Annotated in this window: 26 protein-coding genes and 1 tRNA gene; 10 read left to right on the forward strand and 17 right to left on the reverse strand. The window is 69.8% G+C overall.

Going from position 1 to position 26,543, the window contains the following annotated elements:
* Positions 1–31: 31 nt before the first annotated feature.
* The 7 genes from OWR29_RS31340 to OWR29_RS31370 all read right to left on the reverse strand — a co-directional run bounded on the left by OWR29_RS31340 (position 32) and on the right by OWR29_RS31370 (position 8,053).
* Positions 32–1,408 carry a calcium-binding protein gene (locus tag OWR29_RS31340; RefSeq protein WP_267566985.1) on the reverse strand — a complete coding sequence of 459 codons (1,377 nt, stop codon included), beginning with the start codon at positions 1,406–1,408 and terminating at the stop codon, positions 32–34.
* Complete coding sequence (locus tag OWR29_RS31345) at positions 1,405–2,559, reverse strand: calcium-binding protein (protein ID WP_267566986.1); 1,155 nt, start codon at positions 2,557–2,559, stop codon at positions 1,405–1,407. Before OWR29_RS31345 ends, OWR29_RS31340 begins: the two co-directional genes overlap by 4 nt.
* Positions 2,560–2,702: 143 nt before the next feature.
* Complete coding sequence (locus OWR29_RS31350) at positions 2,703–4,169, reverse strand: calcium-binding protein (protein WP_267566987.1); 1,467 nt, start codon at positions 4,167–4,169, stop codon at positions 2,703–2,705.
* Positions 4,170–4,240: 71 nt separating this feature from the next.
* A complete protein-coding gene (locus tag OWR29_RS31355; RefSeq protein ID WP_267566988.1) occupies positions 4,241–4,612 on the reverse strand; it encodes a hypothetical protein in 372 nt (123 codons plus the stop codon).
* Positions 4,612–5,256 (reverse strand): HNH endonuclease family protein, encoded by a 645-nt coding sequence (locus tag OWR29_RS31360; RefSeq protein ID WP_267566989.1) that lies wholly within the window; start codon positions 5,254–5,256, stop codon positions 4,612–4,614. Before OWR29_RS31360 ends, OWR29_RS31355 begins: the two co-directional genes overlap by 1 nt.
* A gap of 98 nt (positions 5,257–5,354) precedes the next feature.
* The gene (leuA, locus tag OWR29_RS31365; RefSeq protein WP_267566990.1) at positions 5,355–7,082 is read right to left on the reverse strand and encodes a 2-isopropylmalate synthase; all 1,728 of its coding nucleotides are present in this window, start codon (positions 7,080–7,082) and stop codon (positions 5,355–5,357) included.
* A 188-nt stretch (positions 7,083–7,270) separates the two neighbouring features.
* Positions 7,271–8,053, reverse strand: a complete 783-nt coding sequence (locus OWR29_RS31370) for a hypothetical protein (protein ID WP_267566991.1) — start codon at positions 8,051–8,053, stop codon at positions 7,271–7,273.
* Positions 8,054–8,250: 197 nt separating this feature from the next.
* On the opposite strand from OWR29_RS31370, the gene OWR29_RS31375 reads away from it, so the two are divergent.
* The 4 genes from OWR29_RS31375 to OWR29_RS31390 are packed head-to-tail and all read left to right on the forward strand — an operon-like array spanning position 8,251 to position 11,485.
* Positions 8,251–9,516, forward strand: a complete 1,266-nt coding sequence (locus tag OWR29_RS31375) for an aspartate kinase (protein WP_267566992.1) — start codon at positions 8,251–8,253, stop codon at positions 9,514–9,516.
* 8 nt (positions 9,517–9,524) lie between these two features.
* A complete protein-coding gene (locus tag OWR29_RS31380; RefSeq protein WP_267566993.1) occupies positions 9,525–10,580 on the forward strand; it encodes an aspartate-semialdehyde dehydrogenase in 1,056 nt (351 codons plus the stop codon).
* Complete coding sequence (cutA, locus tag OWR29_RS31385) at positions 10,577–10,900, forward strand: divalent-cation tolerance protein CutA (protein ID WP_267566994.1); 324 nt, start codon at positions 10,577–10,579, stop codon at positions 10,898–10,900. Before OWR29_RS31380 ends, cutA begins: the two co-directional genes overlap by 4 nt.
* A 33-nt stretch (positions 10,901–10,933) precedes the next feature.
* Entirely contained in the window at positions 10,934–11,485 is a 552-nt protein-coding gene (locus OWR29_RS31390; RefSeq protein ID WP_267566995.1) for a P-loop nucleotide/nucleoside kinase family protein, read from the forward strand.
* A gap of 46 nt (positions 11,486–11,531) precedes the next feature.
* Here OWR29_RS31390 and OWR29_RS31395 read toward each other — a convergent pair whose 3' ends face one another.
* From OWR29_RS31395 to pyrE, 4 genes are all read right to left on the reverse strand, one after another.
* Positions 11,532–12,287: a DUF4352 domain-containing protein gene (locus OWR29_RS31395; protein WP_267566996.1), complete on the reverse strand. Its 756-nt coding sequence runs from the start codon at positions 12,285–12,287 to the stop codon at positions 11,532–11,534.
* 178 nt (positions 12,288–12,465) lie between these two features.
* Complete coding sequence (locus OWR29_RS31400) at positions 12,466–12,807, reverse strand: hypothetical protein (RefSeq protein WP_267566997.1); 342 nt, start codon at positions 12,805–12,807, stop codon at positions 12,466–12,468.
* On the reverse strand, positions 12,804–13,859 hold the full coding sequence (locus OWR29_RS31405; RefSeq protein WP_267566998.1) for a Gfo/Idh/MocA family protein: 1,056 nt from the start codon (positions 13,857–13,859) through the stop codon (positions 12,804–12,806). Before OWR29_RS31405 ends, OWR29_RS31400 begins: the two co-directional genes overlap by 4 nt.
* Positions 13,860–13,880: 21 nt before the next feature.
* Positions 13,881–14,405, reverse strand: coding sequence for an orotate phosphoribosyltransferase (gene pyrE, locus OWR29_RS31410; protein WP_267566999.1), 525 nt, complete (start codon positions 14,403–14,405; stop codon positions 13,881–13,883).
* 92 nt (positions 14,406–14,497) lie between these two features.
* On the opposite strand from pyrE, the gene OWR29_RS31415 reads away from it, so the two are divergent.
* From OWR29_RS31415 to OWR29_RS31425, 3 genes are read left to right on the forward strand one after another with little or no spacing between them, the layout of a single operon-like run.
* Complete coding sequence (locus OWR29_RS31415; RefSeq protein WP_267567000.1) at positions 14,498–15,658, forward strand: FIST signal transduction protein; 1,161 nt, start codon at positions 14,498–14,500, stop codon at positions 15,656–15,658.
* Between the two features lie 3 nt (positions 15,659–15,661).
* The gene (locus OWR29_RS31420; protein WP_267567001.1) at positions 15,662–17,869 is read left to right on the forward strand and encodes a putative bifunctional diguanylate cyclase/phosphodiesterase; all 2,208 of its coding nucleotides are present in this window, start codon (positions 15,662–15,664) and stop codon (positions 17,867–17,869) included.
* A gap of 60 nt (positions 17,870–17,929) precedes the next feature.
* Positions 17,930–18,229 carry a hypothetical protein gene (locus OWR29_RS31425; RefSeq protein ID WP_203377141.1) on the forward strand — a complete coding sequence of 100 codons (300 nt, stop codon included), beginning with the start codon at positions 17,930–17,932 and terminating at the stop codon, positions 18,227–18,229.
* 52 nt (positions 18,230–18,281) lie between these two features.
* Here OWR29_RS31425 and OWR29_RS31430 read toward each other — a convergent pair whose 3' ends face one another.
* A complete protein-coding gene (locus OWR29_RS31430) occupies positions 18,282–19,187 on the reverse strand; it encodes a hypothetical protein (protein WP_267567002.1) in 906 nt (301 codons plus the stop codon).
* Positions 19,188–19,284: 97 nt separating this feature from the next.
* Positions 19,285–19,737 carry a GatB/YqeY domain-containing protein gene (locus OWR29_RS31435; RefSeq protein ID WP_267567003.1) on the reverse strand — a complete coding sequence of 151 codons (453 nt, stop codon included), beginning with the start codon at positions 19,735–19,737 and terminating at the stop codon, positions 19,285–19,287.
* A gap of 26 nt (positions 19,738–19,763) precedes the next feature.
* On the opposite strand from OWR29_RS31435, the gene OWR29_RS31440 reads away from it, so the two are divergent.
* Both OWR29_RS31440 and OWR29_RS31445 read left to right on the forward strand, forming a co-directional pair.
* On the forward strand, positions 19,764–20,660 hold the full coding sequence (locus OWR29_RS31440) for a metallophosphoesterase (RefSeq protein WP_267567004.1): 897 nt from the start codon (positions 19,764–19,766) through the stop codon (positions 20,658–20,660).
* Positions 20,661–20,732: 72 nt separating this feature from the next.
* Positions 20,733–20,809, forward strand: a tRNA-Pro gene (locus OWR29_RS31445).
* Between the two features lie 66 nt (positions 20,810–20,875).
* Here the strand turns inward: OWR29_RS31445 and OWR29_RS31450 are convergent.
* Positions 20,876–21,217 carry a hypothetical protein gene (locus OWR29_RS31450; RefSeq protein ID WP_267567005.1) on the reverse strand — a complete coding sequence of 114 codons (342 nt, stop codon included), beginning with the start codon at positions 21,215–21,217 and terminating at the stop codon, positions 20,876–20,878.
* A 114-nt stretch (positions 21,218–21,331) separates the two neighbouring features.
* The gene (locus OWR29_RS31455) at positions 21,332–23,746 is read right to left on the reverse strand and encodes a transglycosylase domain-containing protein (protein ID WP_267567195.1); all 2,415 of its coding nucleotides are present in this window, start codon (positions 23,744–23,746) and stop codon (positions 21,332–21,334) included.
* A gap of 326 nt (positions 23,747–24,072) precedes the next feature.
* On the opposite strand from OWR29_RS31455, the gene OWR29_RS31460 reads away from it, so the two are divergent.
* The gene (locus OWR29_RS31460; RefSeq protein ID WP_203377149.1) at positions 24,073–24,375 is read left to right on the forward strand and encodes a WhiB family transcriptional regulator; all 303 of its coding nucleotides are present in this window, start codon (positions 24,073–24,075) and stop codon (positions 24,373–24,375) included.
* A gap of 10 nt (positions 24,376–24,385) precedes the next feature.
* Here OWR29_RS31460 and bagB read toward each other — a convergent pair whose 3' ends face one another.
* Both bagB and bagA read right to left on the reverse strand, forming a co-directional pair.
* A complete protein-coding gene (gene bagB / locus OWR29_RS31465; RefSeq protein WP_267567196.1) occupies positions 24,386–25,513 on the reverse strand; it encodes an ArsA family ATPase in 1,128 nt (375 codons plus the stop codon).
* A 58-nt stretch (positions 25,514–25,571) separates the two neighbouring features.
* Positions 25,572–26,525, reverse strand: a complete 954-nt coding sequence (gene bagA, locus OWR29_RS31470; RefSeq protein ID WP_267567006.1) for an ATPase BagA — start codon at positions 26,523–26,525, stop codon at positions 25,572–25,574.
* Positions 26,526–26,543: the final 18 nt, after the last annotated feature.

The raw sequence follows: 26,543 nt of genomic DNA on the forward strand, positions 1-26,543 counted from the left end.
CCGCGGAGGAACGGCCGTTTTCTGGTGGAGCTCAGCTCCACAACCGTTCGCAGTTGATGACGGTCGTACCCGGTCCGCTGTAGCACCGATCGCCGTCGGACGTCCGGTTGGCGCCGCCGTCCAGGCGGCCGACGCCCCTGAGGTCGTCATTGCCGCCGCCACCGGCGATGGTGTCGGAGCCCGGACCGCCGTTGCCGTCGAGGATGTTGTCGGCCGCGTTGCCGGTGAGCCGGTCGCTGCCCTCGCCGCCGGTGATCCGCTCGACGTCGGCGCCCACGGTGTCGCCCTCGCCGGGCTTGCCGTCGTCACCCTTCGCGCCGTCGAGGTCGACCACGACCCCGGCCTGGTACCAGGTGTAGTCGACCGTGTCCTGACCGGTGCCGCCCAGCATGGTGTCGGCCGCGATTCCGCCGTACGCCGGGTGGTCGCCCACGAGAATGTCGTTCCCGGTCGAGCCGCTCAGGTAGTCCTTGCCGGCCTCGCCCTCGAGCGTGTCGTTCCCGCCGAGCCCGCCGATCGTGTCGTTGCCGGGCCCGCCGTACAGGAAGTCGGCGCGGGCGGTGCCCATCAGCCGGTCCGGACCGCTGCCACCCTGGATGACTTCGATCGACGTGCCGATGCTGTCCTTCTCGCCGGGCCGGCCGTCGTCGCCCTTGACGCCGTCCGCGTCCGCGACCACGCCCTTGCTCCGATGGCCGTACCAGACAGTGTCCTGGCCCGGGCCGCCGTAGAGCGCGTCGGCGTCGGAGCCGGTCGGGTCGGTGTCCTGCCCGAGGTAGTCGATGCCGGCGCCGCCGTCCTCGATGTCGTTGCCTTCGAAGCCGTACAGCTGGTCGTTGCCGTTGCCACCGGACAGCCGGTCGTTGCCGAACCATCCCATGAGCACGTCGTCCCCGTCGCCGCCGGACAACGTGTCGTTGCCGTTGGAGCCGTCGATCTCGTCGTTGCCGCCGAGGCCGGACACGGTGTCGTTGCCTTCCTCGGGCTTGAGGACGTCGCGCTTGGATCCGCCGGTGATCCGGTCGTTGCCGAGGTCGCCGTAGGCGGTCATCGAGATGTCGGCCTTGTTGACCAGCACGTCGTTGTACTCGCCGAGGTTGACCAGCAGCCAGGTGGGGTTCTTGCCGGGCGTACAGCGGACCTTCGTCTTGTCGCCGCTGACCGCCGCGCAGCCGGAGCCGGGCGTGATCGCGACGACGTCGTCGATCGTGACCGTGCGGCCGGACCGGGTGATGACGACGTTGTGGGTCTGCTTCAGCGCCGACCGGTAGCGGACGATCGTCGACTGTGTCACGTCGGCCGTGCCGGCGGTCGCGGCCTCGGCGGGCAGGGCCACCCAGGCCACCGCCGCGACACCTACGCCGAGCGTGGCCGCGGTGATCCGCCGCGTCTTTCTGGTGAGTTTCACGGGCGCTCGCAGGCAGTAACGCGGTCGGTGGCGTCGCGGTAGCAGGTGTCGCCGGTGGCGGTGGCGTTGGAGCCGCCGTTGATCCGGTCGCCGGCGGTGCCGTCGGTGCCGTACAAGCGGTCGTTGCCGGCCTCGCCGTTGATCGTGTCGACGCCGCTCAGGCCGTAGAGGGTGTCGTTGCCCAGGCCACCGAGGAGGGTGTCGTTGCCGGCGGCCCCGCTCAGGTAGTCGTTGCCGGGCCCGCCCTCGAGGTAGTCGTTGCCGCCGTTGCCGGCCAGCACGTCGTTGCCGTTGCCGCCGTAGAGCATCTCGCTGTGGCCGTTGCCGGTCAGGCGGTCGTTGCCGTTGCCGCCGTAGATGCTCTCGATGTCGGAGCCGATGCTGTCGTGCTCCCCGGCGTAGCCGTCGTCGCGGCTGGCCCCGTCGAGGTCCGCGATGACCGGCTTCTCGCGCAGGGCATAGAACATGACGTCCAGGCCCGCGCCACCGATGAACCGGTCGGCGTCGGTCAGCACCGGGCTCTCCTCGACGACCTGCTCGAAGAAGTCGTCGCCGTTGCCGCCGTCCTCGATGTCGTCGCCGGCGTCGCCCGACAGGTGGTCGTTGCCGTCGCTGCCGAAGAGCCGGTCGTTGCCTTCGCCGCCGTTGACCTGGTCGTCACCGGTGCTCGCGGAGAGATAGTCGTTGCCGGACTCGCCGTTGATCCGGTCGCTGCCGGCCAGGCCGCCGATGGTGTCCGCGCCGGCGCCGCCGTTGAGGATGTCGGCCCGCGGACCGCCGAGGATCTTGTCGTTGCCGGTGCCGCCGCTCGCGGCCAGAACGATGTCGGCCTTGTTGGTCACCGAGTCGTTGCCGTCGCCCAGAATCACCCGCACCATCGTCGGCGCGCTCCGGGTCGTGCAGCGCACCTTGGTGCTGTCGATCCGTGCGCAGCCCGAACCGGGCCGGATGGCGGTCGTGTCGTCGACGGTGATGGTGTTGCCCGATCGGGTCAGCACCACGTTGTTGGTGCGGCCGGACACGGCCGGGTATTCGATCACGGTCGACGACACCACGGCGACGACGCCGTTCGTAGCGGCGTGAGCGGGGGTGGCGACAGCGGCCACGGCACCGAAGGTGAGCAGGGCCAGGCCGGCCCGGGAAAGGCGCATCGGGGATTCCTCGCGAGTCTGTTGTGGAGACCGACGAAGCATAGGACGGTACGGGACCGTCCCGCTGTCCCGAACGATCATCCTTTCGGACAGGAAACGGCCGCCCCGAGCGGAGCGGCCGTTCCTCGTCTCGCCGAACTCGACTAGCGACGCGCTGCCTTCACCTCACGCTCGAGGCGTTCCATCTCTTTGAGCTGGTCGGCCCGGACGCTGGTCGCCTTGCTCGATCGCAGGGCCGGGGCGCCGCTGCCGTACTCGCAGTTGACGACGGTCTCGCCCGCCGCGATCGGGTCGGCGCAGAAGTCGTCCCCGGCGCCGCCGTCGAGGTTGTCGGTGCCGGCCTCGCCCCACAGGGCGTCGTCGCCGGCGCCGGCCGCGATGGTGTCGTCGCCCGGGCCGCCCTTCAGGGTGTCGGCGCCCGCCGTGCCGGTCAGGCGGTCGTTGCCGGAGCCGGCCCAGATGTGTGAGATCGACGGGTCGATGGTGTCGCCCTCGCCGGGCGCGCCGTCGTCGCCCTGGACACCGTCGGCGTCGGCGGTGATGTTCGTGGTGCGGAGGTCGTAGATCAGCACATCGATGTTGGGACCGCCGATGAACGTGTCGGCGTCGGCCGTGCCGGCCGGCACGTCGGTGCCCTCGTCGAAGTAGTTCTCGCCGGACCCGCCGTTCATGACGTCGTTGCCGTACCCGCCGGCGAAGTGGTCGACGCCGGTGCCGCCGGTGAGCGTGTCGTTGCCGGGGCCGCCGTGCATGATGTTGCGGCCGTTGCCCCCGGCGACCCGGTCGTTGCCCTGATCACCGAGGATGTAGTCGTCCGCGCTGCCCCCGGTGAGCTGGTCGTCGCCCTCGCCGCCCCAGAGCCAGCCCTCGCCGTTGCCGCCGTCGACGATGTCGTTGTCCTCGTCGCCGTACAGGGTGTCGTTGCCCTCGCCGCCGTAGATCTTGTCGTTGCCGGGGCCGCCGTTGAAGTTCTTGTCATTGCCGTCGCCGCCGTAGATGACGTCGTCGCCCGGGCCGCCGTAGGACGTGCCGTCGTTGCCGGCGCCACCGTTCAGTGTGTCGTTGCCGGTGCTGCCGGAGAGGGTGTCGTCGCCGTCGCCCCCGATCACCAGGTCGTTGCCGGCGTCGCCGCGCAGCACGTCGTTGCCGCCGTTGCTCTGGATGACGTCGTCACCGTCGCCGGCGTAGACGTCGTCGCGCTTGGGGCCGCCGGTGATCCGGTCGTTGCCGGACCCGGTGCGGGCGGTCATGCCGAGGTCGGTCCGGTTGACCACGATGTCGTTGCGGTCGCCCAGGTCGACGCGGATCCAGTTGACCGGGACCTTCGGGGTGCAGCTGACCTGGGTCTTGTCGCCGTAGACCCAGACGCAGCCCGCGCCGGGATCGATGCCGGGGCCGTCGTCGACGATGACCGTGTTGCCGGTGCGGGTGATCGTGACGACGCTGGACGTGCCCGGAGCCGCCTTGTAGTTGACGACGTTGGAGTCGACGATCGAGACGATCCCGTTGGCCGCCGCGTTGGCCGGCAGGGCGATCCAGGCGACGCCGGCCACGGCGGCACCGCCGACCACGACCGTGGCGACCCGGAGCGAGCGCTTGCGGAAATTCAAGGTCGTTCCTCTCCTGAGGGACATCGATCCTCAGGAGTGTAGGACGATACGGGGCCGTTCCGCTGTCCCGCTCAGCCCTCGTCCGGCCGGTTGAGGATGCCCACCGCCACCGCGTGGATCGCGTCCGCGTCCTTGGGGTCGTGCAGCGGGGCCTTGGCGCCGGTCACCGTGTACCACTCATCGGCGTCCTTGTATTGCACCCGGACCGTGGCGTCGAAGCCGTCGAGCTCTGTCCGCAGGGTCAGCTCGCCCGTCACCACGCCGACCTCGTCGGTCATGACGCCACCCTGACCGGCCACGATGTCAGTGGTCGGCGGAGCGGTGGCTGTTGCTTCCGCCGGCGCGGCTTCCTCGGCAGGCGGGGCTTCGTCGGCCGGCGCGGCCGGCTCCTCGGTGACCTCGGTGGCGGCAGCCGGCACCGGCTCCGCGGGGGAGGTGGTCATCAGCACTTCTCCAACATGTCGGCGAGCGCGGTCTTCTCTTTGGTGGTGACCGTCAGCTTCCACTTGGCCTTCACCGCGATCCAGTCTTGCGCATATTCGCACCAGCTGCTGGTCTCGGTGGGTTTCCAGGTGGACGGGTCCTGGTCGCCCTTCGACCGGTTGGAGGCGGCCGACACCGCGATCAGCTGCGGGTCGTCGAGGTCGTTGGCGAAGTCCCCGCGCTTGACGTCGGTCCACTTCGCGGCGCCCGAGCGCCACGCGTTGGCCAGCGGCACCATGTGATCGATGTCGACCTTGGTCGGCGAGTTGAGCACCTGGCCGTCGTAGAAGCTGGTCCACGTGCCGGCGACGACGTTGCAGCCCGAGTACTTGACCTTCTTGCCGTCCCGCTTGAGCACCGAGTCGCGGACGTCGCAGTTGTCGCCCGTCTTGCGCCAGTGCGGGAACCGGTCGCGGCTGTACTTCGCCATGCTCCCGGACTTGGCGACCGTCAGCGCGTCGAGCTTCTTCTGAGCGCTGACCGCGTCTTTTGTGGATCGCGTAGTGGGCTGTTCGGCGGGCGGTTCGAGGGAGACGCCCTTACACCCGGCGAGGGCGAGCAGGGCAGCGGCGGCGGCGAGGATCAGTGGAGTACGAGGGGGCACATGCCCCAGAGTAGGAGGGCTGCGCCCGTTGTGTCCGAGTCGGTCGCCCGTGAGTGGATCATCCCGCGCGCCGTGGGCGCGCGGGACGATCACCCGATTCAGCGAGCGCGGTTGACCGCGCTGGCGACCGCCTTGATCGAGGCGCTCACGATGTTCTCGTCGATGCCGACGCCCCACACCGCCTGGTCGCCCACCTCGACCTCGACGTACGCCGCCGCCTGGGCGTTCTCGCCCGAGGTCAGCGCGTGCTCGTTGTAGTCGAGGACCCGCGCGGTGATGCCCAGCGGCGCGATGGCCTGCACGAAGGCGTCGATCGGGCCGTTGCCCACGCCGACCAGGGGCCGGCGCTGTCCACGGTGGAAGATCTCGACGTCGATCTCGACCTTGCCGTCGCGGGTCGAGGTCGAGTAGTTCTCGACGGTGAACGCCTTGGTCGTCTGGTGCTCGACCAGGTACTCGCCGGCGAAGATGTCCCACATCTCCTGCGGGCTGACCTCGCCGCCCTCGACGTCGGTGTGGTGCTGCACGACGCCGGAGAACTCGATCTGCATGCGGCGCGGCAGGTCGAGCTTGTGCTCTTCCTTCATGATGTACGCCACGCCGCCCTTGCCGGACTGCGAGTTGACCCGGATGACGGCCTCGTAGTTGCGGCCCACGTCCTTGGGGTCGATCGGCAGGTAGGGCACGCCCCAGGTGAACTTGTCGATCTCGACCCCGGCCTCGTCGGCGTCGGCCTGCAGGGCGTTGAAGCCCTTCTTGATCGCGTCCTGGTGGGAGCCCGAGAAGGCCGTGTAGACCAGGTCGCCGACGTACGGGTGACGCTCGTGCACGGGCAGCTGGTTGCAGTACTCGACGGCCCGCTTGACCTCGTCGATGTCGGAGAAGTCGATCATCGGGTCGATGCCCTGCGAGAACAGGTTGAGGCCCAGGGTGACCAGGTCGACGTTGCCCGTGCGCTCGCCGTTGCCGAACAGGCAGCCCTCGATGCGGTCGGCCCCGGCCAACAGGCCCAGCTCGGCCGCGGCCACCGCGGTGCCGCGGTCGTTGTGCGGGTGCAGCGACAGGACGACCGATTCGCGCCGGGGCAGGTTGCGGTGCATCCACTCGATGGAGTCGGCGTACACGTTGGGGGTGGCCATCTCGACCGTGGCCGGCAGGTTGATGATCAGCGGCCGGTCCGGCGTCGGGTCGATGACGTCGATCACGGCCGAGCAGATCTCCAGCGCGTAGTCGAGTTCGGTTCCCGTGTACGACTCGGGCGAGTACTCGTAGAAGATCTCGGTGTCCGGGGTGTGGATCTCGGCGTACTTCTGGCAGAGCCGCGCCCCGGTGGTGGCGATGTCGGTGATGCCGTCCCGGTCCAGGCCGAAGACCACCCGGCGCTGCAGGGTCGACGTCGAGTTGTAGAAGTGGACGATCGCGCGCTTGGCCCCGCGGATCGACTCGAAGGTGCGGTCGATCAGGTGCTCACGGCACTGCACCAGCACCTGGATGGTGACGTCGTCGGGGATCAGGTCCTGCTCGATCAGCTGGCGGACGAAGTCGTAGTCGGTCTGGCTGGCGGCCGGGAAGCCGACCTCGATCTCTTTGTAGCCCATCTGCACGAGCAGCATGAACATGCGCCGCTTGCGCTCGGGCGACATCGGGTCGATCAGGGCCTGATTGCCGTCGCGCAGGTCGACCGCGCACCAGCGGGGGGCGGCCTCGACGTGCCGGGCCGGCCATTGCCGGTCGGGCAGATCGATCGCGAACTGCTTCTGGTACGGGATGTAGCGCTCGAACGGCATCTTGCTGGAGCGCTGGGTCTGGAAAGCCGAAGAGGACATGTGGAACTGCTCCAAAGGGAGAGGAAAGACGAGAGAAGGCGGCGCGCGTCAGCCCCGCGACGAGGTGCCGGCCTCGAATGGGGCCTCGTCGCGGCAGCGAAGAAGGAGGAACGCCTGCCACATGTCGAAAATGACCCTACGTGATCATCTGGGCCGTTGCCAGCCGGTCGCCCGGATGGTGAGAACGCTCAAGCCGACGGGACGATCCCGGACGGCTGAACCGGAACCGGGTCGGGAAGCGCGGGCGGCGCGTCCATGCCCATCGGCGGCCCGGCCACCTCGGCCCCGGGCAGCGGCACCGTGGCCGGCCCCTCGACCTGGCTCACCATCTTGAGCACGCCGAAGCCGACCCGGGCCGCGGTCAGCATCCCGTCGTCGGCGTAGCAGTAGACGCCGATGTCGACCGGCGCCGCCAGCGAGGCCGAGATCGAGTCGATCGAGTAGCAGCTGCCCTTGGCGCCGGCCAGCGGCTGCACCTGGGTCACGGCGAGCGCGGCCTGCCGGTCGGTGAAGACCGGCAGCCATTGCCGGAACAGGCGCGGGACCTTGGGGTCGTACTCGTCGGGCACCGGCTTGCCCGGCTTGGCGACCTTCACGCAGGTCGAGGTGATCGGGTTGGACTGCGACCCGAGCGTGCACTGGAAGACGCCGGCCGGGGTCGAGACGATCGTCACGTCAGCCGTGCCGCCGAGCGCGCCGCCGCTGACATCGACCCGCCACGTGCCGTCCCGGCCGACGGTGGCCACCACGTTGCGCGGCTGGCCGCGGCCGTCGTCGAAGGAGTAGAGAGCCGCGTACGCCTTGTCCATCGCCAGCGCGGCCTTGGCCGCCAGGCTGTCGTGGGCGTCGGCCGCCGCCTGATCGACCGGGGCGCTCGACGCGGGCGGGGCCGCTTCCGGCGCGCCACCGCAGGCCGCCACGCCCGTCAGAAGCAGGGCGGCGGTGGACAGAAGCATCGAGCGTGGGCGCACCGAGACATTCTCGCCTCCACGGGCCGTATCGCCCCGGCGCTGAGCCTTCTCGGGCTTCGGCGTGTCGCGCGTGTCCGCTCGCTTGTGCGCCGGATTCTGGGATCGCCTGTCGGAGCCGGGCCCGGGCGCGGCTAGTGTGGTGGCGATTGTCCGCATCCGGCGTCGCCGGTTCGTTCAGCCGAGGGATTGGTTTCGCCGTGGCACTGGTGGTGCAGAAGTACGGTGGCTCGTCGGTCGCCACCGCCGAGCGCATCAAGCGCGTCGCCGAGCGCATCGTGGCCGCCCGCAAGGCCGGTGACGACGTGGTGGTCGTGGTCTCCGCCATGGGCGACACCACCGACGAGCTGATGGACCTGGCCAACCAGGTCAGCCCGCTGCCGCCCGGCCGTGAGCTCGACATGCTGCTCACCTCGGGCGAGCGCATCTCGATGGCGCTGCTGGCGATGGCCATCCACAACCTCGGGTACGAGGCCCGGTCGTACACGGGTTCGCAGGCCGGCGTGCTCACCACGTCGACGCACGGCAAGGCCCGGATCATCGACGTCACCCCCGGCCGTCTGCGCAGCGCGCTCGACGAGGGCGCGATCGCCATCGTCGCCGGCTTCCAGGGCGTCTCGCAGGACACGAAAGACATCACCACCCTCGGCCGCGGCGGCTCCGACACCACGGCGGTGGCCCTGGCCGCGGCCCTGCACGCCGACGTGTGTGAGATCTACACGGATGTCGACGGCGTCTTCACCGCCGACCCGCGGATCGTGCCGGACGCCAAACACATCAAGCAGATCACGTACGAGGAAATGCTCGAACTCGCCGCGGGCGGGGCGAAGGTGCTGATGTTGCGATGCGTGGAGTACGCGCGCCGCTTCAAGGTGCCCATCCACGTACGCTCTTCGTATTCTCACAAGCCCGGCACCCTGGTCACCGGATCGATGGAGGACCCTGACGTGGAACAAGCGCTGATCACCGGGGTCGCCCACGACCGCAGCGAAGCCAAGATCACGATTGTCGGCGTGCCCGACGAGCCCGGCGCGGCCGGCCGCATCTTCGACACCGTGGCCCAGGCCGAGATCAACATCGACATGATCGTGCAGAACGTGTCGACCGAGGGCACCGGGCGCACCGACATCTCGTTCACGCTGCCCAAGGCCGACGGCCCGACCGCGATGACCGCGCTCGACAAGATCAAAGACCAGATCAAGTTCAAGAGCCTGCTCTTCGACGACCACGTCGGCAAGGTGTCGCTGATCGGCGCGGGCATGCGCTCGCACCCGGGCGTGGCCGCCTCGTTCTTCGCCTGCATCGGCGAGGCCGGCGTCAACATCGAGATGATCTCCACGTCCGAGATCCGGGTCTCGGTCGTCTGCCGCGACAGCGACCTCGACACCGCGGTCCGCGCCGTGCACGACCAGTTCGAGCTGGGCGGCGGCGAGACGGCAGTGGTTTACGCGGGCACCGGCCGGTAAGCCGGGCCATGGCGCAGCCCACGCTCGCCGTCGTCGGGGCCACCGGCTCCGTCGGGACGGTCATGCTCGAGCTGCTGACCTCGCGCCGCAACGTCTGGGGCGAGATCCGGCTGATCGCGTCGTCGCGGTCGGCCGGCAAGCAGCTCAGCTGCCGCGGCGAGCAGCTGACGGTGGCCGAGCTGACCCCCGAGGCGTTCGACGGCGTCGACGTCGCGATGTTCGACGTACCGGACGAGGTCTCGCTGCAGTGGGCGCCGATCATCGCGGCCCGCGGCGTCACTGTGGTCGACAACTCGGCCGCGTTCCGCATGGATCCCGACGTGCCACTCGTGGTGCCCGAGGTCAACCCCGCGGCGCTCGCTTATCGCCCGCGCAACATCGTCTCCAACGCCAACTGCACGGTGATGGCCATGATCATGGCGATCGCGCCTCTGCACCACGAGTACGGCCTGCGTGAGCTGGTGCTGGCGTCCTATCAGGCCGCTTCGGGGGCCGGTCAGATCGGCGTCGACACCCTGCACGACCAGCTCAGCAAGGTGGCCGGCGACCGCCTGCTGGGCTCTCGCCCCGGCAACGTGCGCCAGGCCGTGGGCGACGAGCTGGGCCCATTCTCGGCCCCGCTGGCGCTCAACGTGGTGCCGTGGTCGGGCGCGCTCGAGCCGCTGGGCTGGTCGTCGGAAGAGTTGAAGCTGCGCAACGAGTCCCGCAAGATCCTGGCCATTCCCGCCCTGAAGGTCTCGGCCACCTGCGTCCGAGTGCCGGTCGTGACCGGCCACTCGATCGCCGTCCACGCCGTCTTCGGCTCCGAGGTCGACGCCGAGGGCGCCCGCCAGGCCCTGCGCAACGCCCCCGGCGTCATCCTGGTCGACGACCCCGAGGCCGGCGAGTTCCCGATGCCGATCGACGCCGTCGGCACCGACCCGTCGTGGGTGGGCCGCATCCGCCGTGCGATGGACGACCCGCGAGCGCTCGACCTGTTCGTGACGGGCGACAACATGCGCAAGGGGGCGGCGCTGAACACGGTGCAGATCGCCGAACTGATCGCGGCCGAGCTGTCCAAGTGACCGGTGTCGTCGAGGTGGTGATCACCGCCGCCGACCCGGCCTGGCTGGCCGCGTTCACCCGCCGCCTGGTCGACGACCGTCTGGCCGCCTGCGGCCACCAGATCGAGGCGATCCGCTCGATCTACCGCTGGCAGGGCGAGGTGCATGACGAGCCCGAGGCGCGGGTCGCCCTGCACACGCGGGCCGCCCTGGTCGACCGCATCGTCGAGCGGGCCAACGCCGAGCACCCGTACGACGTCCCGTGCGTCCTGGCCCTGCCGGTGGCGGCCGGAAATCCCGCCTACCTCGACTGGGTCCTCACCGAGACGAGCGAGGCCTGAGCCGCGGCAAAGGTGCTGGGGATGATGGACCGCGTGAATGAGAAACCCACACTGTTCTTGATGGTGGGCCTGCCCGCGTCCGGGAAGACCGTGCGTGCGCGCGAGCTGGCGGCGGAGCACGGAGCCCTGCGGCTCACCGCCGACGAGTGGGCGCTTTCGATCCTCGGCCAGGACGACCGTCATCAGGAGCCCGGCGGCAAGCGGTGGCTGCTGGAGGGCCGGCTCGTCGGCTTGGCCATGGACAGCCTGCGCCTGGGGCTCAGCGTCGTCCTCGACTTCGGATTCTGGTCGCGTGACGAGCGTTCCGCCCTGCGGTGGATGGCCGCTTCGGTCGGGGCGTCCTGCGAGGTCGTGTACCTGCCAGTGGACCGGGATGTGCAGTGGCGCCGGATCCAGGACCGCTGGCGGCGCACGCCGGAGCTGACGTTCCCCATGGCCGAATCCGAGCTCGACCCGTGGCGGGAGCACTTCCAGGTGCCCGACGCCGACGAGCTTTCCGGCTCGTTCCGGCCTGACCCGCCACCCGGGAACGAGAGCTGGCTCGACTGGGCTCAGCGGTTCTGGCCGTCCCTGGCTCAAAGTTGATGCGGGCGGGCCGCCCGGAGAGACGTCCCGCCCTGCGCCCCGACTACTACTTCAGCGGGATCTTCACGCCGCCCGAGAACAGGGAATCGTGCAGCTCGATCGTGGTGAGCTTGGTTCCCTTGGGTACGTCGTAGACGAGCTTGCCGGTCACCTGGTTGCCCGGGTTGATCTGCTGCAGGAACGTCGACGAGTCACCGTTGACGGCCAGTTCGGCCTCGAGGTCGTCGGAGTACTGGGTGCCCTTGGCGTCGTACGCCTTCTGGCTGGTGCCGTCGAACGTCTGGGCCTCGTCGCCGATGTTCTTGATCGTCATGGAGACGATGCAGTAGGTGCCCTGCGCCTTGACGGCCAGCGGAGACTTCCCGACCGAGGTCTTCGTGCAGTCCATCGACTTGACGGTGAACTCGAACTTGCCGTCGCGGGCGGGCTTGTTCATCGCGCCGGCCACCGCGTTCTTGCCGGAGACGTTGTCGTCCAGCGTCTCGACGGCGTTCTTCGTCCCGCCGATGACCAGGGTGAAGAGGCCGACGCAGCCGAGGATCAGGACGACGACCACGGCCAGCAGGATCCAGGGCCACTTCTTACGCTTCTTCGGCGCCTGCGGGGCGAGCGCGCCGTAAGCCGGCGGCGGTTGGGTGGGCGCGCCATAAGCCGGCTGCGGGGTGGGCGCGCCATAAGCCGGCGGCGGCCCGCCGAACCCGGGCTGATTCGCATAGCCAGGCTGGGCCGGCTGGCCGTAGACACCGGGCTGGGGCGCGTTGTTGGGCGGGTAAGGCTGTTCAGCGTGGGGCTGATAGGTCACAGGTTCGTGCTCCACGGACTGGTGGCCAGGGACTGGTTCGCGGCCGGGCACCAGTCCAGAAGCCCGGCCGCACGTCCCATGCAACAGCCCTGCCCTCGCCAAGATCATCGGCTGTCAGGCGCAATAGTCTGACCTTTTGAGGATGAAGCTTCAACCTAAACGTTCGAATTCCAAGGACCTATTCGGCGAACTCCGCCAGCACGTCCCGGGCGTCGCGGCTGCCCGCCTCGGCCAGCCGGCGCAGCTCGTTCAGGTCTTCGCGCTCGGTCGCCAGCTCGACCAGCACGGCCACCGCGTCGCTGCTGCCGACGTCGGCCAGCTCACGCAGCTCGGCCAGATCACCCCGCTCGCCGGCCAGCTCCACCAGCTGACCGACCGCGTCGCGATCGCCGTCCGCGGCCAGCCGCCGCAACTCGGCCAGGTCGCCGCGTTCCCCGGCCAGCTCGACCAGTTCGTCTTTCGCGTCCGGGTCGCCCGCGGCGATCCTCTCTTGTAGTGCTCCAAGCTCGTCGTCGCTCACGGCAGCCATCCTTCCGCAGTCGTCGCGATTTCTCGCCCACTGTCCGCCGCCTCTTCGACGGCGAGGGCGAGCAATTGGTCCTGACACCCTTCAACGAGCGGATACGGCGGCGGACCTTCTTCGCGCACCCAGGCCGCCATCGCGTCGAGCAAGGTGGCGGTCGCGATCTCGTCGTCGTTGAGGCGGTGGCCGATGTACGGGTTGCGGTGCACGACCTGCCCGTCGAGGGTGATCGTCTCGGTGTCGAAGCCGTTGAGGTCCAGGTCGTGGCCGCTCTGCCGGCGGATCAGGGCGGTCCGCGCGATCGTCCGCGAGGCCGGCATGTGCACGATCTCGTCGTTGCTCAGCTCGCCGTGCGTGCCCCGGACCAGCAGCCGGCGGGTGCGCAGCAGATTGCGGGTCTGGTTGGTGGTGAAGTCGTAGACGGCAGACCGCCCGTCGCCGAAGTCCAGCGTGGCCAGCGTCGTGGTCGCGGTTTTCGGCCGTACGTCGTCCGTCCACCCACCCCGGTCGAGCGGATCGAGCAGCGGCGCCACCGTCCGGGTCGCGCGCACCGCCGCCGGGTCATGACCGACGCCGAGCAGCCCCCGGATCAGCGACATCGCGTGATACTGCTGCGTCGACGACACCTGCACCTGCGTCGGCGTACCGATAATTCCCGACCGTACGGCGGCCAGCCGCGCGGCGTGCGAAGGCATCAGCAGATACTGCTCCGCCACCTGCACCAGCCCGGACGCTCCGACCTCGGCCCACAGCGCTTGCAGCCCCGCCCGGTCGGGCGCCGGCGGAGTCTCGGCCAGCACGGGCAGCCCGAGCGCCACCGCCTCGGCGATGACACCCGGACCGGCCGCGCGCGGCACGGCGGTCACGACGAAGTCGGGCTGAGCCCCGCGCACACATGCGGCCAGATCGCCGTACGCGGGCAACGGCAACGTTCGTCGCTGAGGCTCACGCACCACGGCGCCGACGCACTCGACCGAGGGCAAGGCCCGGGCGACCCGGTGGAACGCCGCGGCGCGGAAGCCGAACCCCACGAGAGCGAACCGAGTCATCGGTCCACCGTAGAGGGTCGGTCAGGCCGCCGCCTCCAGGTCGGCCCGGGTCAGCAGCGCCCGCAGCGTGATGCCCTCGGCCGACAGCGCCTGCGCGCCGCCCTCCTGACGGTCGATCACGCACAGCGCGTGGTCGACGTGCGCGCCCAGTTTGCGCAGGTCGCCGGTCGAGATGACGACCTGGCCGCCGGAGGTCACCACGTCCTCGACGACGAGCACGCGACGACCGGCCACCTCGGCCCCTTCGGCCAGCCGCGCGGTGCCGTACTTCTTGGCCTCCTTGCGGACGAAGGCGGTGGGCAGACCGGCGTGCCGGGCGACGGCGGTGACGACGGCGATGCCACCCATCTCGAGGCCGGCCAGCACCTCGGTGCCCTCGGGAATCAGCACGGCCATCTCTTCGGCCAGCTTGTCCAGCAGCACCGGGTCGGCCTCGAACTGGTACTTGTCGAAGTACTCGTTGGCGATGCGGCCGGAACGCAGGGTGAACTCGCCGGTCAGCCGGCTCACGGCGCGGACCTGCCGCGCAAGGTCAGAGTCAGTCACAAGGATTAAGCCTCGCAGGCCGCCCGCGGACACCCGACGGCACCCCACACGCAACCTCTCAGCAACCGACAAACCGTGCCGATCAGAGGATCATGCAGAGCACCCTGCACCGCTGGTTCGGCGTGGGCCAGAGCAGCGCGCCCGACTCCCGCAAGGCGGGGGCCGAGGCCGCGTCGGAGGCGATCGGCGGGCGCGAGACCAAGGCCGTCTTCGTCTTCGCGTCGGTCGCCCATGACCTTCCGCAGCTGCTCCGGGGCGTCCGGATGGAAGCCGGACCGGACGCGGAGATCGTCGGCGCCACCACGATGGGCGAGCTGGGCAGCGCGGGCACCACCGACGGCGGTGTCGCGGTCGCGGCCCTCGGCGGTGACGGCTTCACCGTGCAGGCCCGGGCGGCCCGGATCCACAAGTCCGACCCGCGGGCCGCGGGCGCCGCGGCGGCCGAGGCCCTGCACGGGCTGGACGACGAGAACCAGGTGCTGGTGCTGCTGGCCGACGGGCTGGCCGGGCAGCAGCACGAGATCGTCCGCGGCGCGTACTCCTCGATCGGCGCGAGTGTTCCGCTGGTCGGCGGGTTCGCGGCCGACGACCGCCGGTTCCGGCAGACGTACCAGTTCATCGGCGACGAGGTGCTGACCGGCTCGGTCGTCGGGCTCGCGCTCGGCTCGGACGGGCCCATCGGCATCGGGGTCGCGCACGGCTGGCGCCGCAAGGATCCGCCGATGGTGGTCACCAAGGCCAGCGGCCCGCACATCTATCAGCTCGACGGCGAGCCGGCGCTGGACGTGCTGCTGCGCCGCAACGAGATCGAAGGCACAGCCGAAGACCTGTTCGACAAGGGCCGGGCGCTGCAGCCGCTCGGCTTGTCGCGCCGCAGTGGCGAGGACATCCGCGTCATCCACGCCGGGGACGACGCGGAACGCTCGGTCTGGGGTTCCAACGACGTTCCGCAGGGCGCGCTGGTCTGGCTCATGGAGGGCGACCGGCAGTCGATGTTGGACGGTGCGGCCTGGTCGTGCACCGAGGCGATCGCCCGGCTCGAGGGCCTGCCGCCACTCGGGGTGATCGCCTTCGACTGTGGCGGCCGGTGGGCAGGCCTGGTTGAGGGCGGCCTCGACCAGGAGATCCAGGCCATGCGTACGGCGTTGAGCGACGCTCCCTTCGCCGGCTTCTACACGCTGGGTGAGATCGCCCGGGTACGCGGCGCACTCGGCACGCACGCCCTCACCCTCGTCACGCTGGCCCTGGCCTGACCGATGGAATCCTGGTCGACGCACCAGCTCACCGAGTACTTCACGGCGGTCAACGCGGCCGCCGACGAGGAGTTGGCGATCGCGGGCGCGGTCGAGCGGGCCACCGAGATGGTCGAGGCCGAGGTGGGCGCGGTGGTGCGTGACGGCAAGGTTTCCGGCGCGTACGGGTTCGGCCCGGTCGTGCCGGAGGCGGCGTTGCACGAGGTGGCGGCGGGCCAGCCGGTTCTCGTCGTGCCGTATGTCGGGGAACTGCACGCCGTCAGCAACCCGCTCGGCACCGAGTCCGGCGACGCGCTGATCGTGGCCCGGCTGTCCGAACCCTTCGACCCGGCCGAACGGCAGATGCTGCAGGGCATGGGCCAAGTGCTCGGTCTCGCCCTGCGCAGCATCCGGGTGCTCGCGGCGGAACGTCACCTGCGGGCCGAGAAGGAACGCCAGGCGACCAGCGCGCAGACCCGGCAACGGCTGGTCGAGTCGCTGCTCACGATCCAGCGGGCGATCTCGGGCCGGCGCCCGCTGCCCGAAATCCTCGACGCGGTGACCGCCGGTGCGGCTGAGATGCTGGGCGGGGCCACGGTGACGCTGATGCTGGCCGAAGGCGGACCGGACCGGCGGTTGAGCGTCGCCTCCACCTGTGGAGACGCCGCCGTGCCGCCGGACAGCCTGGCCCGGGCGGCGATGGCCGGCGGGACGGTGCTCGTCCGGCCGGGGGCCGAGGGCGTCCTGATCGCGGCGCCCGTCCGGGTCACCGGCGAGATGGCCGGCAGCCTGGTCGCGTGCCTGCCCGGAACGGCCGGCCCGGGCACCGAGCAGCGTGATCAGCTCGACGCGTTCGCCCAGCAGGTGAGCCTGGCGCTGACCGACGCGCGCACGGTCGAGGCGGTCCGCGAGGCCCACCACGACCTGATCACCGGGCTGCCCAACCGCGCGCTGTTCCTCAAGATCCTCAAGCGGGTGCTCGCCTCGCGGAACACCCTGGCCGACCCGACCAGCGTGCTGTTCATCGACCTGGACCGGTTCAAGGCGGTCAACGACAGCCTCGGGCACGACGCCGGCGATCAGCTGCTGGCGCTGGTCGCACGGCGGCTGCGGGGGTGTGTACGGGCCAGTGACACCACCGCCCGGCTCGGCGGCGACGAGTTCGCGGCGCTGCTGCACGACTCCCCGGTCGAGTCGGCCCAGATCGTCGGCGAGCGCATCGTGGCCACCCTCAAGGAACCGTTCCGGATCGCCGGCCGTGAGGTGTTCATCGGCGCCAGCGTGGGCATCGCGATCTCACGGGAGGCCGACGAGAAGTCCGAGGAGCTGCTGCACAACGCCGACGTGGCGATGTACCGGGCCAAGCGGGAGGGGCCGGGCCGGGTGCTGGTCTACGAGCCGTACATGCACGCCGAGGCGCTCGATCACCTGAGCCTGCGCGGCGACCTGCAGCGGGCTCTGCGCGACGGCGAGTTCCGGTTGCAGTACCAGCCCCTGATCCGGTTGGCCGACGGCAAGCCGGCCGGGGTCGAGGCGCTGATCCGCTGGCACAGCCCGACCCGCGGGTTCGTCTCGCCGGTCGACTTCATCCCGGTCGCCGAGGAGTTCGGGCTGATCGTCGAGATCGGTCAGTGGGTGCTCGAGAAGAGCGCGAAGCAGGTGGCGAAGTGGCGGCGCGACTTTCCCGAGCTCGGCCTCAACGTCAACGTGTCGGGTCACCAGCTCGTCCACCCGCGCTTCGCCGACAACGTGATGCGGGCGCTGGCCATGGCCGGTCTGCCGTCGAGCGCGGTCACCCTCGAGCTAACCGAATCGGTGCTGGTCAGCGAGCCTGATCTGGGCAAGTCGGCGCTGGGCGTGTTGCGCGAGCTGGGCGTGCAGCTGTCGATCGACGATTTCGGTACGGGGTACTCCTCGCTGGCCTACCTGCGGGAGTTGCCGGTCGACGAGCTCAAGATCGACCGCGCCTTCATCGCCCGGGCCGAGCTCACCGCGGAAGACCTCGCGCTCGTTCGCACTATCGTCGAGCTGGCGCAGATTCTCGGATTACGAGTGGTGGCCGAGGGGATCGAGAACGCGGCCCAGCTGGCCGCCCTGCGTGGCCTGGGATGCGGCTATGGCCAGGGCTTTCATCTGTGCCGGCCGGCCGATCCGGCGGACATTCCCGCGCGACTCGCCGGGACGCAAGGGGAGTCACCCGTTGGCGTACTTGATCACCGCTCTACCGCATGAGCCATGCTCTAGGGGTACTTTTCGGCTAAATAAGACATTTACCCCGGAAGGAAAATAACGGTGACACCCTTCGCGTTGCTCTTCCTCCTCGCCCTCGCCGGCTCCTCCTGCTTCGCCCTCGGCCGGGCCCTCGGCCGCGGGGAGCGGTACGAGAAGGGCTACCGCGAGGGCTTCCGCGACGGGGAGACCGGCTCGCTGGCCCGCGCCGCGCGCCTCATCCAACTCAACGACCGCCCGGCCATCGCGCCGGCCATTGAAAGCATGCTCGGGCCGTACGCGGTGCCGCAGCAGCAGCTGCCGGGGCGCAGCGCATCGCCCGCGGTTACGGCGGTGCCGGTCCGGCCGCAGCTCGCGATCTGAAAGAACCTAATTGCGGGGTACGGCCGAGGGCCGTACCCCTTTTCGTCGGTGCTTACAGGAAGCTGTTGACAAGCATGCTGAGGCCGACGCCGGCGATCAGGCCCACCAGGGCGAGGGTGAGGGCCAGGCGGCCGAGGCGCTCACGGCGGTACAGCGCGACCGCGCCGAACACGATGGCGAGCGGCCCGGCGAAGATCGGGAACAGCAGCAGCGACACGCCGGCCAGCACGAACGCCACGATGCTGAACGGGTTGCCGGCCTTCGGGGCGGCCGCCGGCTGGTTGCTCACCATGTACGGCGGCGGGCCGGAAGCGTACGGCTGAGCGGCCGGTTGTGGCTGTGGGTAGGCCGGGAAGCCGCCGACGACCGTGGCGTCCATGACCGGCGGCGCGGTCTGGCCACTCGGCGGCGGCTGGTAGGCGGGCGGCGCTTGATAGGCGGGTGCGGGCGGAGCCGACGTCTGCTGATACGCGTCCACGACCGCTTGCGGCTGGTAGACGGGCGGCGTTTGATAGGCGCCCGCCGACGTGCCTGGGGCCTGATAGGCGCCCGCGGGTGCCTCATACGTGGGCTGGGCGGGGACGCCGAACGTGGAGGTCGCGTCGGTGGCCCATGCGGGCTGTCCCAGCGCGTCCCCCTGGTTCTGCGACGGCGCGGCCCACCCACCCTGCTGGGAAGCCGACCACTCGTTCTGCTGCGGTGCGGCCTGCGACCACTCGTTCTGGTGCGTTGCCGGCTGCGCCCACGTGTTCTGCTGTGGTTGCGGCCATTCGCCTTGCTGGGCGGTTGACCAGTTCTGCTGCGGGGTGGCCCATGACGGCTGCTGCGGCGGCGCCGCTTGTGCCGGAGGCCACGCCGACTCGGGCGCCGCGGCAACCGGTGGGGTGGCCGGTTGGCCGCAGGCGCCGCACCAGCCGTTCGGCTGTATGGCGGTCGAGCCGCAGTTCACGCAGGTCATGGGCACTCTTCTTCCGGGGATGTCGGGGGTCGATCCAGCAATCGACTTGCAACCCACGGACTTGAGCAAAACGCTCAGGCGGCTCGGCCCGACGTTCTCAGCCCAGTTGCTTGCGGACTTCGGCCGCTACCCGCCCGCCTTCGGCGCGACCCACCACCGCCGCCTGGGCCGCCTTCATCGCCGGGCCCATCTGCGCCTTGCCGGTGAAGCCGCCGGCCGCGAGCGCCCCCGACACGATCTCGGCGATCTCGTCGTCGGTCAGCTGCTTGGGCAGGTAGCGCTCGAGCACTTCGCCCTCGGAGCGCTCCTTGGCCGCCTGCTCGGCCCGGCCCGCGTCGCCGAACGCCGTGGCCGCCTCGCGACGCTTCTTCGACTCTTTGTTCAGCACGGCGAGCACTTCGTCGTCCGACAGGTCGCGAGCCTCGGTGCCGGCGACCTCGGCGTTGCGCACGGCGGCCAGCGCCATCCGCAGCGTGGCCGTGGTCAGCTCGTCGCGGCTCTTCATCGCCGAGTGCAGGTCATCGTTCAGGCGGTCTTTCAGCGTTCCCATGGACGGAGAAACTACCCTTGTCACCCATGCGCAAGCGCTCTCTTTTCGCCCTCGGTTCCGCGGTGCTCGCCACCGGGGCCGCCACGTTCGCCTACGCCTCGCTGATCGAACGCAACCTTTTCACGCTCCGGCGCTTCGACGTGCCGGTCCTGGAGCCCGACGCCGAGCCGCTGCGCATCCTGCACATCTCGGACCTGCACATGATGCCCGACCAGCGCCGCAAGCAGGCCTGGGTCGCCGCGCTGGCCGGCCTCGACCCCGACCTGGTCGTGGTCACCGGCGACAACATGGCCGACGCCGAGTCCCTGCCCGGCGTGCTGCGCGCTCTCGACCCGCTGCTCGAGATCCCGGGCGCCTTCGTCTTCGGCTCGAACGACTACCGGGGCCCCCGCTGGAAGAACCCGATCCTCTACCTATTGCCCGAGCGCGAGTACGTGCAGGGCGACGCCAACCTCCCCGCCGAAGACCTGCGGGCCGCCCTGACCGACGCCGGCTGGGCCGACCTGAACAACGCCCGCACCACGATCAAGGCCGGCGGCCGCTCGGTCGAGCTGGCCGGCGTCGACGATCCCCACATCAACCGCGATGAGTACGACACCGTCGCCGGCCCCATCTCTCCCGACGCCGACCTGCACCTGGGCGTGACCCACACCCCCGCCTCGAGGGTCCTGAACGCGATGGCCGCCGACGGCTTCGACCTCTTGCTGGCCGGCCACACCCACGGCGGCCAGGTCTGCGTCCCCTTCTACGGCGCCCTGACCACCAACTGCGACCTGCCCCACCGCATGGCCAAGGGCCTGCACCGCTGGCCCGGCTCGGACGCCTGGCTGCACGTCTCGGCCGGCTTGGGCACCCACCCCACCGCCCCCATCCGCTTCGCCTGCCGCCCCGAGGCCTCGGTGCTGACTCTCATACCGCGCTGACCTGCGGTTATGCTGCTGGGGGGATACCGATTTCGCGCTGGCCGAAGCGTCGGATAGTATTTCCAGGCAGCTCGGGGTGTGGCGCAGCTTGGTAGCGCGCTTCGTTCGGGACGAAGAGGCCGTCGGTTCAAATCCGGCCACCCCGACCAAGAGCAGTGCAGGTCAGGCCCGGTCGCCGGAAACGGTAACCGGGCCTGATTTGTTTCTGCGCGGCCTCATGCTGTCGGTGGTTGGCCGCCCAGCACACGGCGCCGCCGAAGCTCGTACTCCGCGGCGGAGATGACGCCCAGCCCGGCGTACCGCCCTTCGTCGTCGCAGCTGTAGCCGACGGCGAAGCTGGCCACCGTGTCCTCCAGCCCCACCCAGGCGACCTGCACGTGCTGCGGGGCGGGTTCGTGAATCGTTCCGGGATGGCCGTGCCACAGCCGATCGCACAGCGGCGCGGGGTACCCGAGTCCCACCATCAGGTCGTCGGGGTCAGCGGTCGTCTCGCCGAGGTACTCGACGAACAGCCCGGTGGCCAGTCTCTGCAGGGTCAGGACGTCCGGCTCAGCCATCACTCGAGGCTAGATGATCTTCGTAGGGACCGGCTCCGGCCACGGCGTGGACTCGCCCGGGAAAACGAAAGGGCGGGACGTCCGTCAAGACGTCCCGCCCTATTCGCTATTGCTCTATCGCCGTGGCCGGCCCGAGGGTGGGCCACCCGGGGTGGCCGGGCTGCCGGGCGGCGGGGTGGCTGCCTTGGCCTTGGCCGGGTGGATGATCACGAAACCGCCCTTGATGGTGCGGCCGTCGGGGCTGGTGCCGGCGGCGGTGCCGGCCGGGCAGTCGGAGTCGATCTCGCTGCCGATGGAGACGTCGAAGCCGGCGTCTTCCAGGCGGTCGCGGGCGCCGTCGATCGAGTCGCATTCGACGTTCGGGATGGAGCGCTGGTCGCCGAAGGCGATCTTCCGGTTCTCCGGCTCCTTGAACTGCTCCTTGGGCTTGCCGTCCATGAAGTCGCCCAAGGTCTGGTAGACCGCCGGGTTGACGATGTCGTGCGACATGCGGTCGCGGTGGTCGGGCCAGTCGGGGTTGACCAGGTAGCCCGCCACCACCAGGGACGTGGTGCCGGCGATCAGGGCAGCCGTCTTGTCGGCGTCAGTCGTGCCGGTCTTGCCGAAGACGGGGTGCCTGACCGTGGACTTGGTCTGGCGGGCCGTGGCGCCGTTGCAGCGGCCCATCTGGGCCGAGTCGCCGACCGGGCAGCGAGCCGCGTCCAGGGCCGCACGGGCCACGTCTTTGCTGGTGGCACGGATACAGCGGGGCTTGCCGATGTCGAGCTTGTTGCCGTCCTGGGTGCTGATCTGCTCGATCGGGGTGGGCTCGCAGTACATGCCGTCACCGGCCAGTGTCGCGTACGCGTTGGCCATGTCGAGTGGCGTCGAGGCGCTCACACCGAGGGTGAACGCGCCCCACTGGTTGGCCGCCACCGGGTTGTTGGCGAAGTCCGCGTCCTGCTTGACCCGGAACTGCACGCCGAACCGCTTGGCCACGGCCACCACGTTCTCGGCGCCGACCTGTTCCTCCAGCGGCACGAAGTACGTGTTGATGGACTTCGCGAAGGCGGAGTGCATGTTGTAGACGCCCTCACCGCCGCCGCCCGAGTTGCTGGGGCACCAGAAGTGCGTGCCGGGGCAGGCCGAGTCGTTGCTGCGGCTGATGATGTAGCCCGACTTGTAGCGCTTCTCCGCCTTGATCGGGTAGGCCAGCGGGTAGCCCTTCTCGAGCGCGGCGATGATCGTGAAGATCTTGAACACCGAGCCGGCCTGGTAGCCGTTGATGTCACCGCCGCCGCTGAGCAGCGGGTTGGTCGTGTTGGGGTACGTCGCGCGTACGCCCGCCTTGGCCTTCTTCTTGTCCGACGACAGCGGGTTGGGGTGCGCCGGGTCGGGCAGCTTGTACTTGCGGTTGGCCGCCAGCAGGCGCACCTTGCCGGTGCCGGGCTCGGTCGCGGCCAGCAGCAGGGCGTTCTTGTCGTTGTCCTCGATGCGCTTGTTGATCCGCTTGCGGGCGTCGGCCTGGGCCTTCAGGTCGAGCGTGGTGATGATGCGGTAGCCGCCGCTCTTGAGCCGCCGCTCACGGTCGTACGGGGTGGCGCCGAACGCCTCCTGGCTCATCCACCAGCGGTAGAAGTAGTCGCAGAAGAAGCCCCAGTTGTTGTTGGCCACCGACACGCAGCCGTTGCCGACCGGCTTGACCTGGCGCGGAATCGCCTCTTTCTTGGCCTTGTCGGCCTCGGCCTGGGTCAGCTTCCCCATCTCGACCATGGCCGGGAGGATGTAGTTGTCGCGGCGCTGCTTGATCTGGTCGTAGCCCGCCTTGACGGTCGGGTTGAAGCTGGAGGGCGCCTTGACCAGCCCGGCGAGCATCGCAGCCTGGCCGGCCGTCAGGTCCTTGGGCTTCTTGTTGAAGTAGACCTGGCTGGCCGCGTAGACGCCGTAGGCCTGGTTGCCGAACGGCGCGACGTTGAGGTAGCGCTCGATGATCTGCTCTTTGGTGAGCTCTTTCTCGACCTGGAGCGCGTACTTCATCTCGGTGATCTTGCGCTTCGGCGTGTCCTTGGTGGCGTCGACGACCTCTTGCGGGTTGGTCGCCGAGTAGGCCAGCGACATCCGCACGTACTGCATGGTGATCGTCGAGGCGCCCTGCTTGGACTCGCTCTTGCCGCTGTTGTTCACGAACGCGCGCGCGACGCCCTTGAGGTCGACGCCGTTGTGGTTGTAGAACTCCCTGTCCTCGGCGGCGATCATCGCGTCGGGCATGAACTTCGACATGTCCTTGAGCCGGACGTCGCTGCGGAACTCGTCGTAGAACTGCGAGATCTGCGTCTTCTTGTCAGCGGCGTAGATGCGGGTGATCTGCGGGGAGCTGAAGTCCTTGAGCTCGCTGGGCAGCTGCGCGAACGTCTCGCCACCGGCCTTGGCGGCCAGACCGGACATGGCGGCGGCGGGGAAAGCGGCGGCCGCGACGACGACGCCGGCCAGTAAACCGCAGATCATCAACGAGGTCGCGTTGGCGAAAATGTTGTGATCGCGTCTGCGCATCCAGGAGGTCACCCGAGCAGGGTACGCGAAAGAAGCACGTGACGACCCCTCGGAAAGGTCACGCTTCGCCCCGATTAGTCTGCCCCGCCACTCGAGATCTTGGGCGGATATCCGGGAAGCGCACCGGGATGGCACCACAGCTGGTGCCATGGCGTTCGTGGCGTTTGCCCGGAACCACCGAGCTGTACGTATTTCAGGTACAACGTTGCGTAATCACCCGACTACAGAGCATGATGGTCCGGCGAGCTTGTCGCACGACGTTCGTACGGCCCGGGGGACAAGGGGTGGCGGACGTCAGGGGGTAACGCAAGGGGGGACGTTTACACATGGGGATGATCAGCGACTGGCCCAGCATGGCGGCGTGTCAGAGTGGCGACCCTGACGCGCTGTTCGTGCAGGGCGCCGAGCAGAACGTGGCGAAGAGGATCTGCCGCAGCTGCCCGGTCCGCTACGAGTGCCTCGCCGATGCCCTGGACAACCGGATCGAGTTCGGCGTCTGGGGAGGCATGACCGAGCGGGAGCGGAGGGCGCTGCTGCGCCGGCACCCGCACGTAGCCAGCTGGCGCAAGATGTTCGAAGCCGCGATGAAGGAAAAGGGCGCCGACAAGGTGCTCGTCCCCACCCGCTGAACGGCGGCGGTCACGCCAGGAGCGAACCGATCGTCCGCAGCCCGTCGACGTCGTGAACGTCGGCGGGCTGTGCCGTGACCGACACCGACGGCACGGCCGGGAAGGCGTCGGTGAAGGTGGCGGCGACCCGCTGCTCACGCTCGTTCTGGCGGGCCAGGTGGGCGTGGATGCGCAGCGCGTCGGCGGTCAGCGGCTGGTCGCCGGCGGCGTCGAGGGTTTCGGCGGCGGCCAGCGAGGCCTCGGCCGACAGGCCGGGCACCTCGGAGCGGTGCATGCGGTTGAGCACCAGGCCGGCCAGCGGCATCCGGTCGGCCACCAGGCGCTCGGCGAAATAGGCGGCTTCCCGTACGGCGTCCCGCTCGGGCGCCGCGACCAGCAGGAACGCCGTCTGAGGATCCTGCAGGACCCGGTACGTCTGATCGGCGCGCTGCCGGAAGCCGCCGAACATGGAATCGAGCGCGGCCACGAAACCGGACAGATCAGTGAGTAACTGCGCACCCAAGACCTTTTGCACCGTACGGGAAAAAAGCCCGAAGGAAGCGGTGACCAGGCTGAACATGCTGCGACCGCCGGACCGGGCCGGAGCCAGGAGCATGCGCAGCATCCGCCCGTCGAGGAACCGGGACAGGCGGGCCGGAGCGTCCAGGAAGTCGAGCGCGGACCGCGACGGCGGGGTGTCGACCACGATCAGGTCCCACTCGTCGGTGGCCCGCAGCTGGCCCAGCTTCTCCATCGCCATGTACTCCTGCGTGCCGGCGAAGGTCGAGCTCATGGCCTGATAGAACGGGTTGGCGAAGATCTCTGAGGCGCGCTGCGGCGTGGTGTGCTGCTGCACCACCTCGTCGAAGGTGCGCTTCATGTCGAGCATCATGGCGTGCAGCTCGCCGCCGTTGTCGCCGTCGATGCCCTTGACCTGGCGCGGGGTGTTGTCGAGCTCGCTGAGGCCCATCGACTGGGCCAGCCGGCGAGCCGGGTCGATCGTGAGCACCACCGTGCGCCGCCCGTGCACCTCGGCCGCCCGCAGGCCGAGCGCGGCCGCGGTGGTGGTCTTGCCCACCCCGCCGGCGCCGCAGCACACGACGATGCGGGTGGACGGGTCGGCGAGCAGACCGTCGACATCGAGTCGTTGAGTGCTCACTTCAGCCACTACTCAAGGGTAGTCCGTAGTTGATCCGGCGCACGGTGACTGTGGCCGGTCACGCACGCATGAGGGCGGCCGCCAGCTCGTCCAGCCCGGCCTGGTCGACGCCGCCGGAGAGCAGGGGCAGCTCGACCAGCGGGCGGCCCGTCTCGGCCAGCTCGGTGCGCAGTGACTCTTCCAGCTCTTGCCGGGTGAGATGGGCTTTCACCTCGGTAGCCAGCCCGTTCACGGTGGCCGCGTCGGTCGGCAGGCCCGCCTCGGCCAGGCCCCGCTTGAGCTCGGCCTTGGTCACCTTGCCCCCGGTCACCAGGGCGGGCCGGGTGGCGTTGAGCACGATCCGGCCGACCGGGATGTGCAGGGCGCTGAGCTCGGCGATCGCGTCCAGCGTCTCTTGCACCGGCATCTCTTCGAGCAGGGTGACCACGTGTACCGAGGTGATCGGCGAGCGCAGCAGCGAGGCCACGCCCTCGCTCTGGGTCTTGATCGGGCCGACCTTGGCCAGCTTGGCCGTCTCGGCCGTCACGTTGAGGAAGCGGCCGATGCGGCCGGTCGGCGGGGCGTCGAGCACCACCGCGTCGTACGCCCGCTTGCCGTCCTGCGACCGGGTGGTGGCCTCTTTGACCTTGCCGGTGAGAAGCACGTCACGCAGGCCCGGGGCAATGGTGGTGGCGAAGTCGATCGCGCCCACCTTGCGCAGGGCCCGGCCGGCCGCGCCCAGGTGATAGAACATGTCGAGGTACTCGAGCAGGGCCTCTTCCGGGTCGACGGCCAGCGCCCGCACCTCACCCCCGCCGGCCACCTTGGCGATCCGCAGCTCTTTGTACGGCAGCGGCTCGGTCTCGAAGAGCTGGGCGATGCCCTGCCGGCCCTCCACCTCGACCAGCAGCGTGCGCCGGCCGTCCGCGGCCAGGCCCAGGGCCAGGGCCGCGGCGACGCTGGTCTTGCCGGTGCCGCCCTTGCCGGTCACCACATGCAGTCGTGCCGGCCATCTGCTGACGTGCTCACCCATGGCTCCAACGGTACGGCG

It is taken from the genome of Paractinoplanes pyxinae, from assembly GCF_026626335.1.
In the GTDB taxonomy this organism is placed as follows: Bacteria; Actinomycetota; Actinomycetes; order Mycobacteriales; family Micromonosporaceae; genus Actinoplanes; species Actinoplanes pyxinae.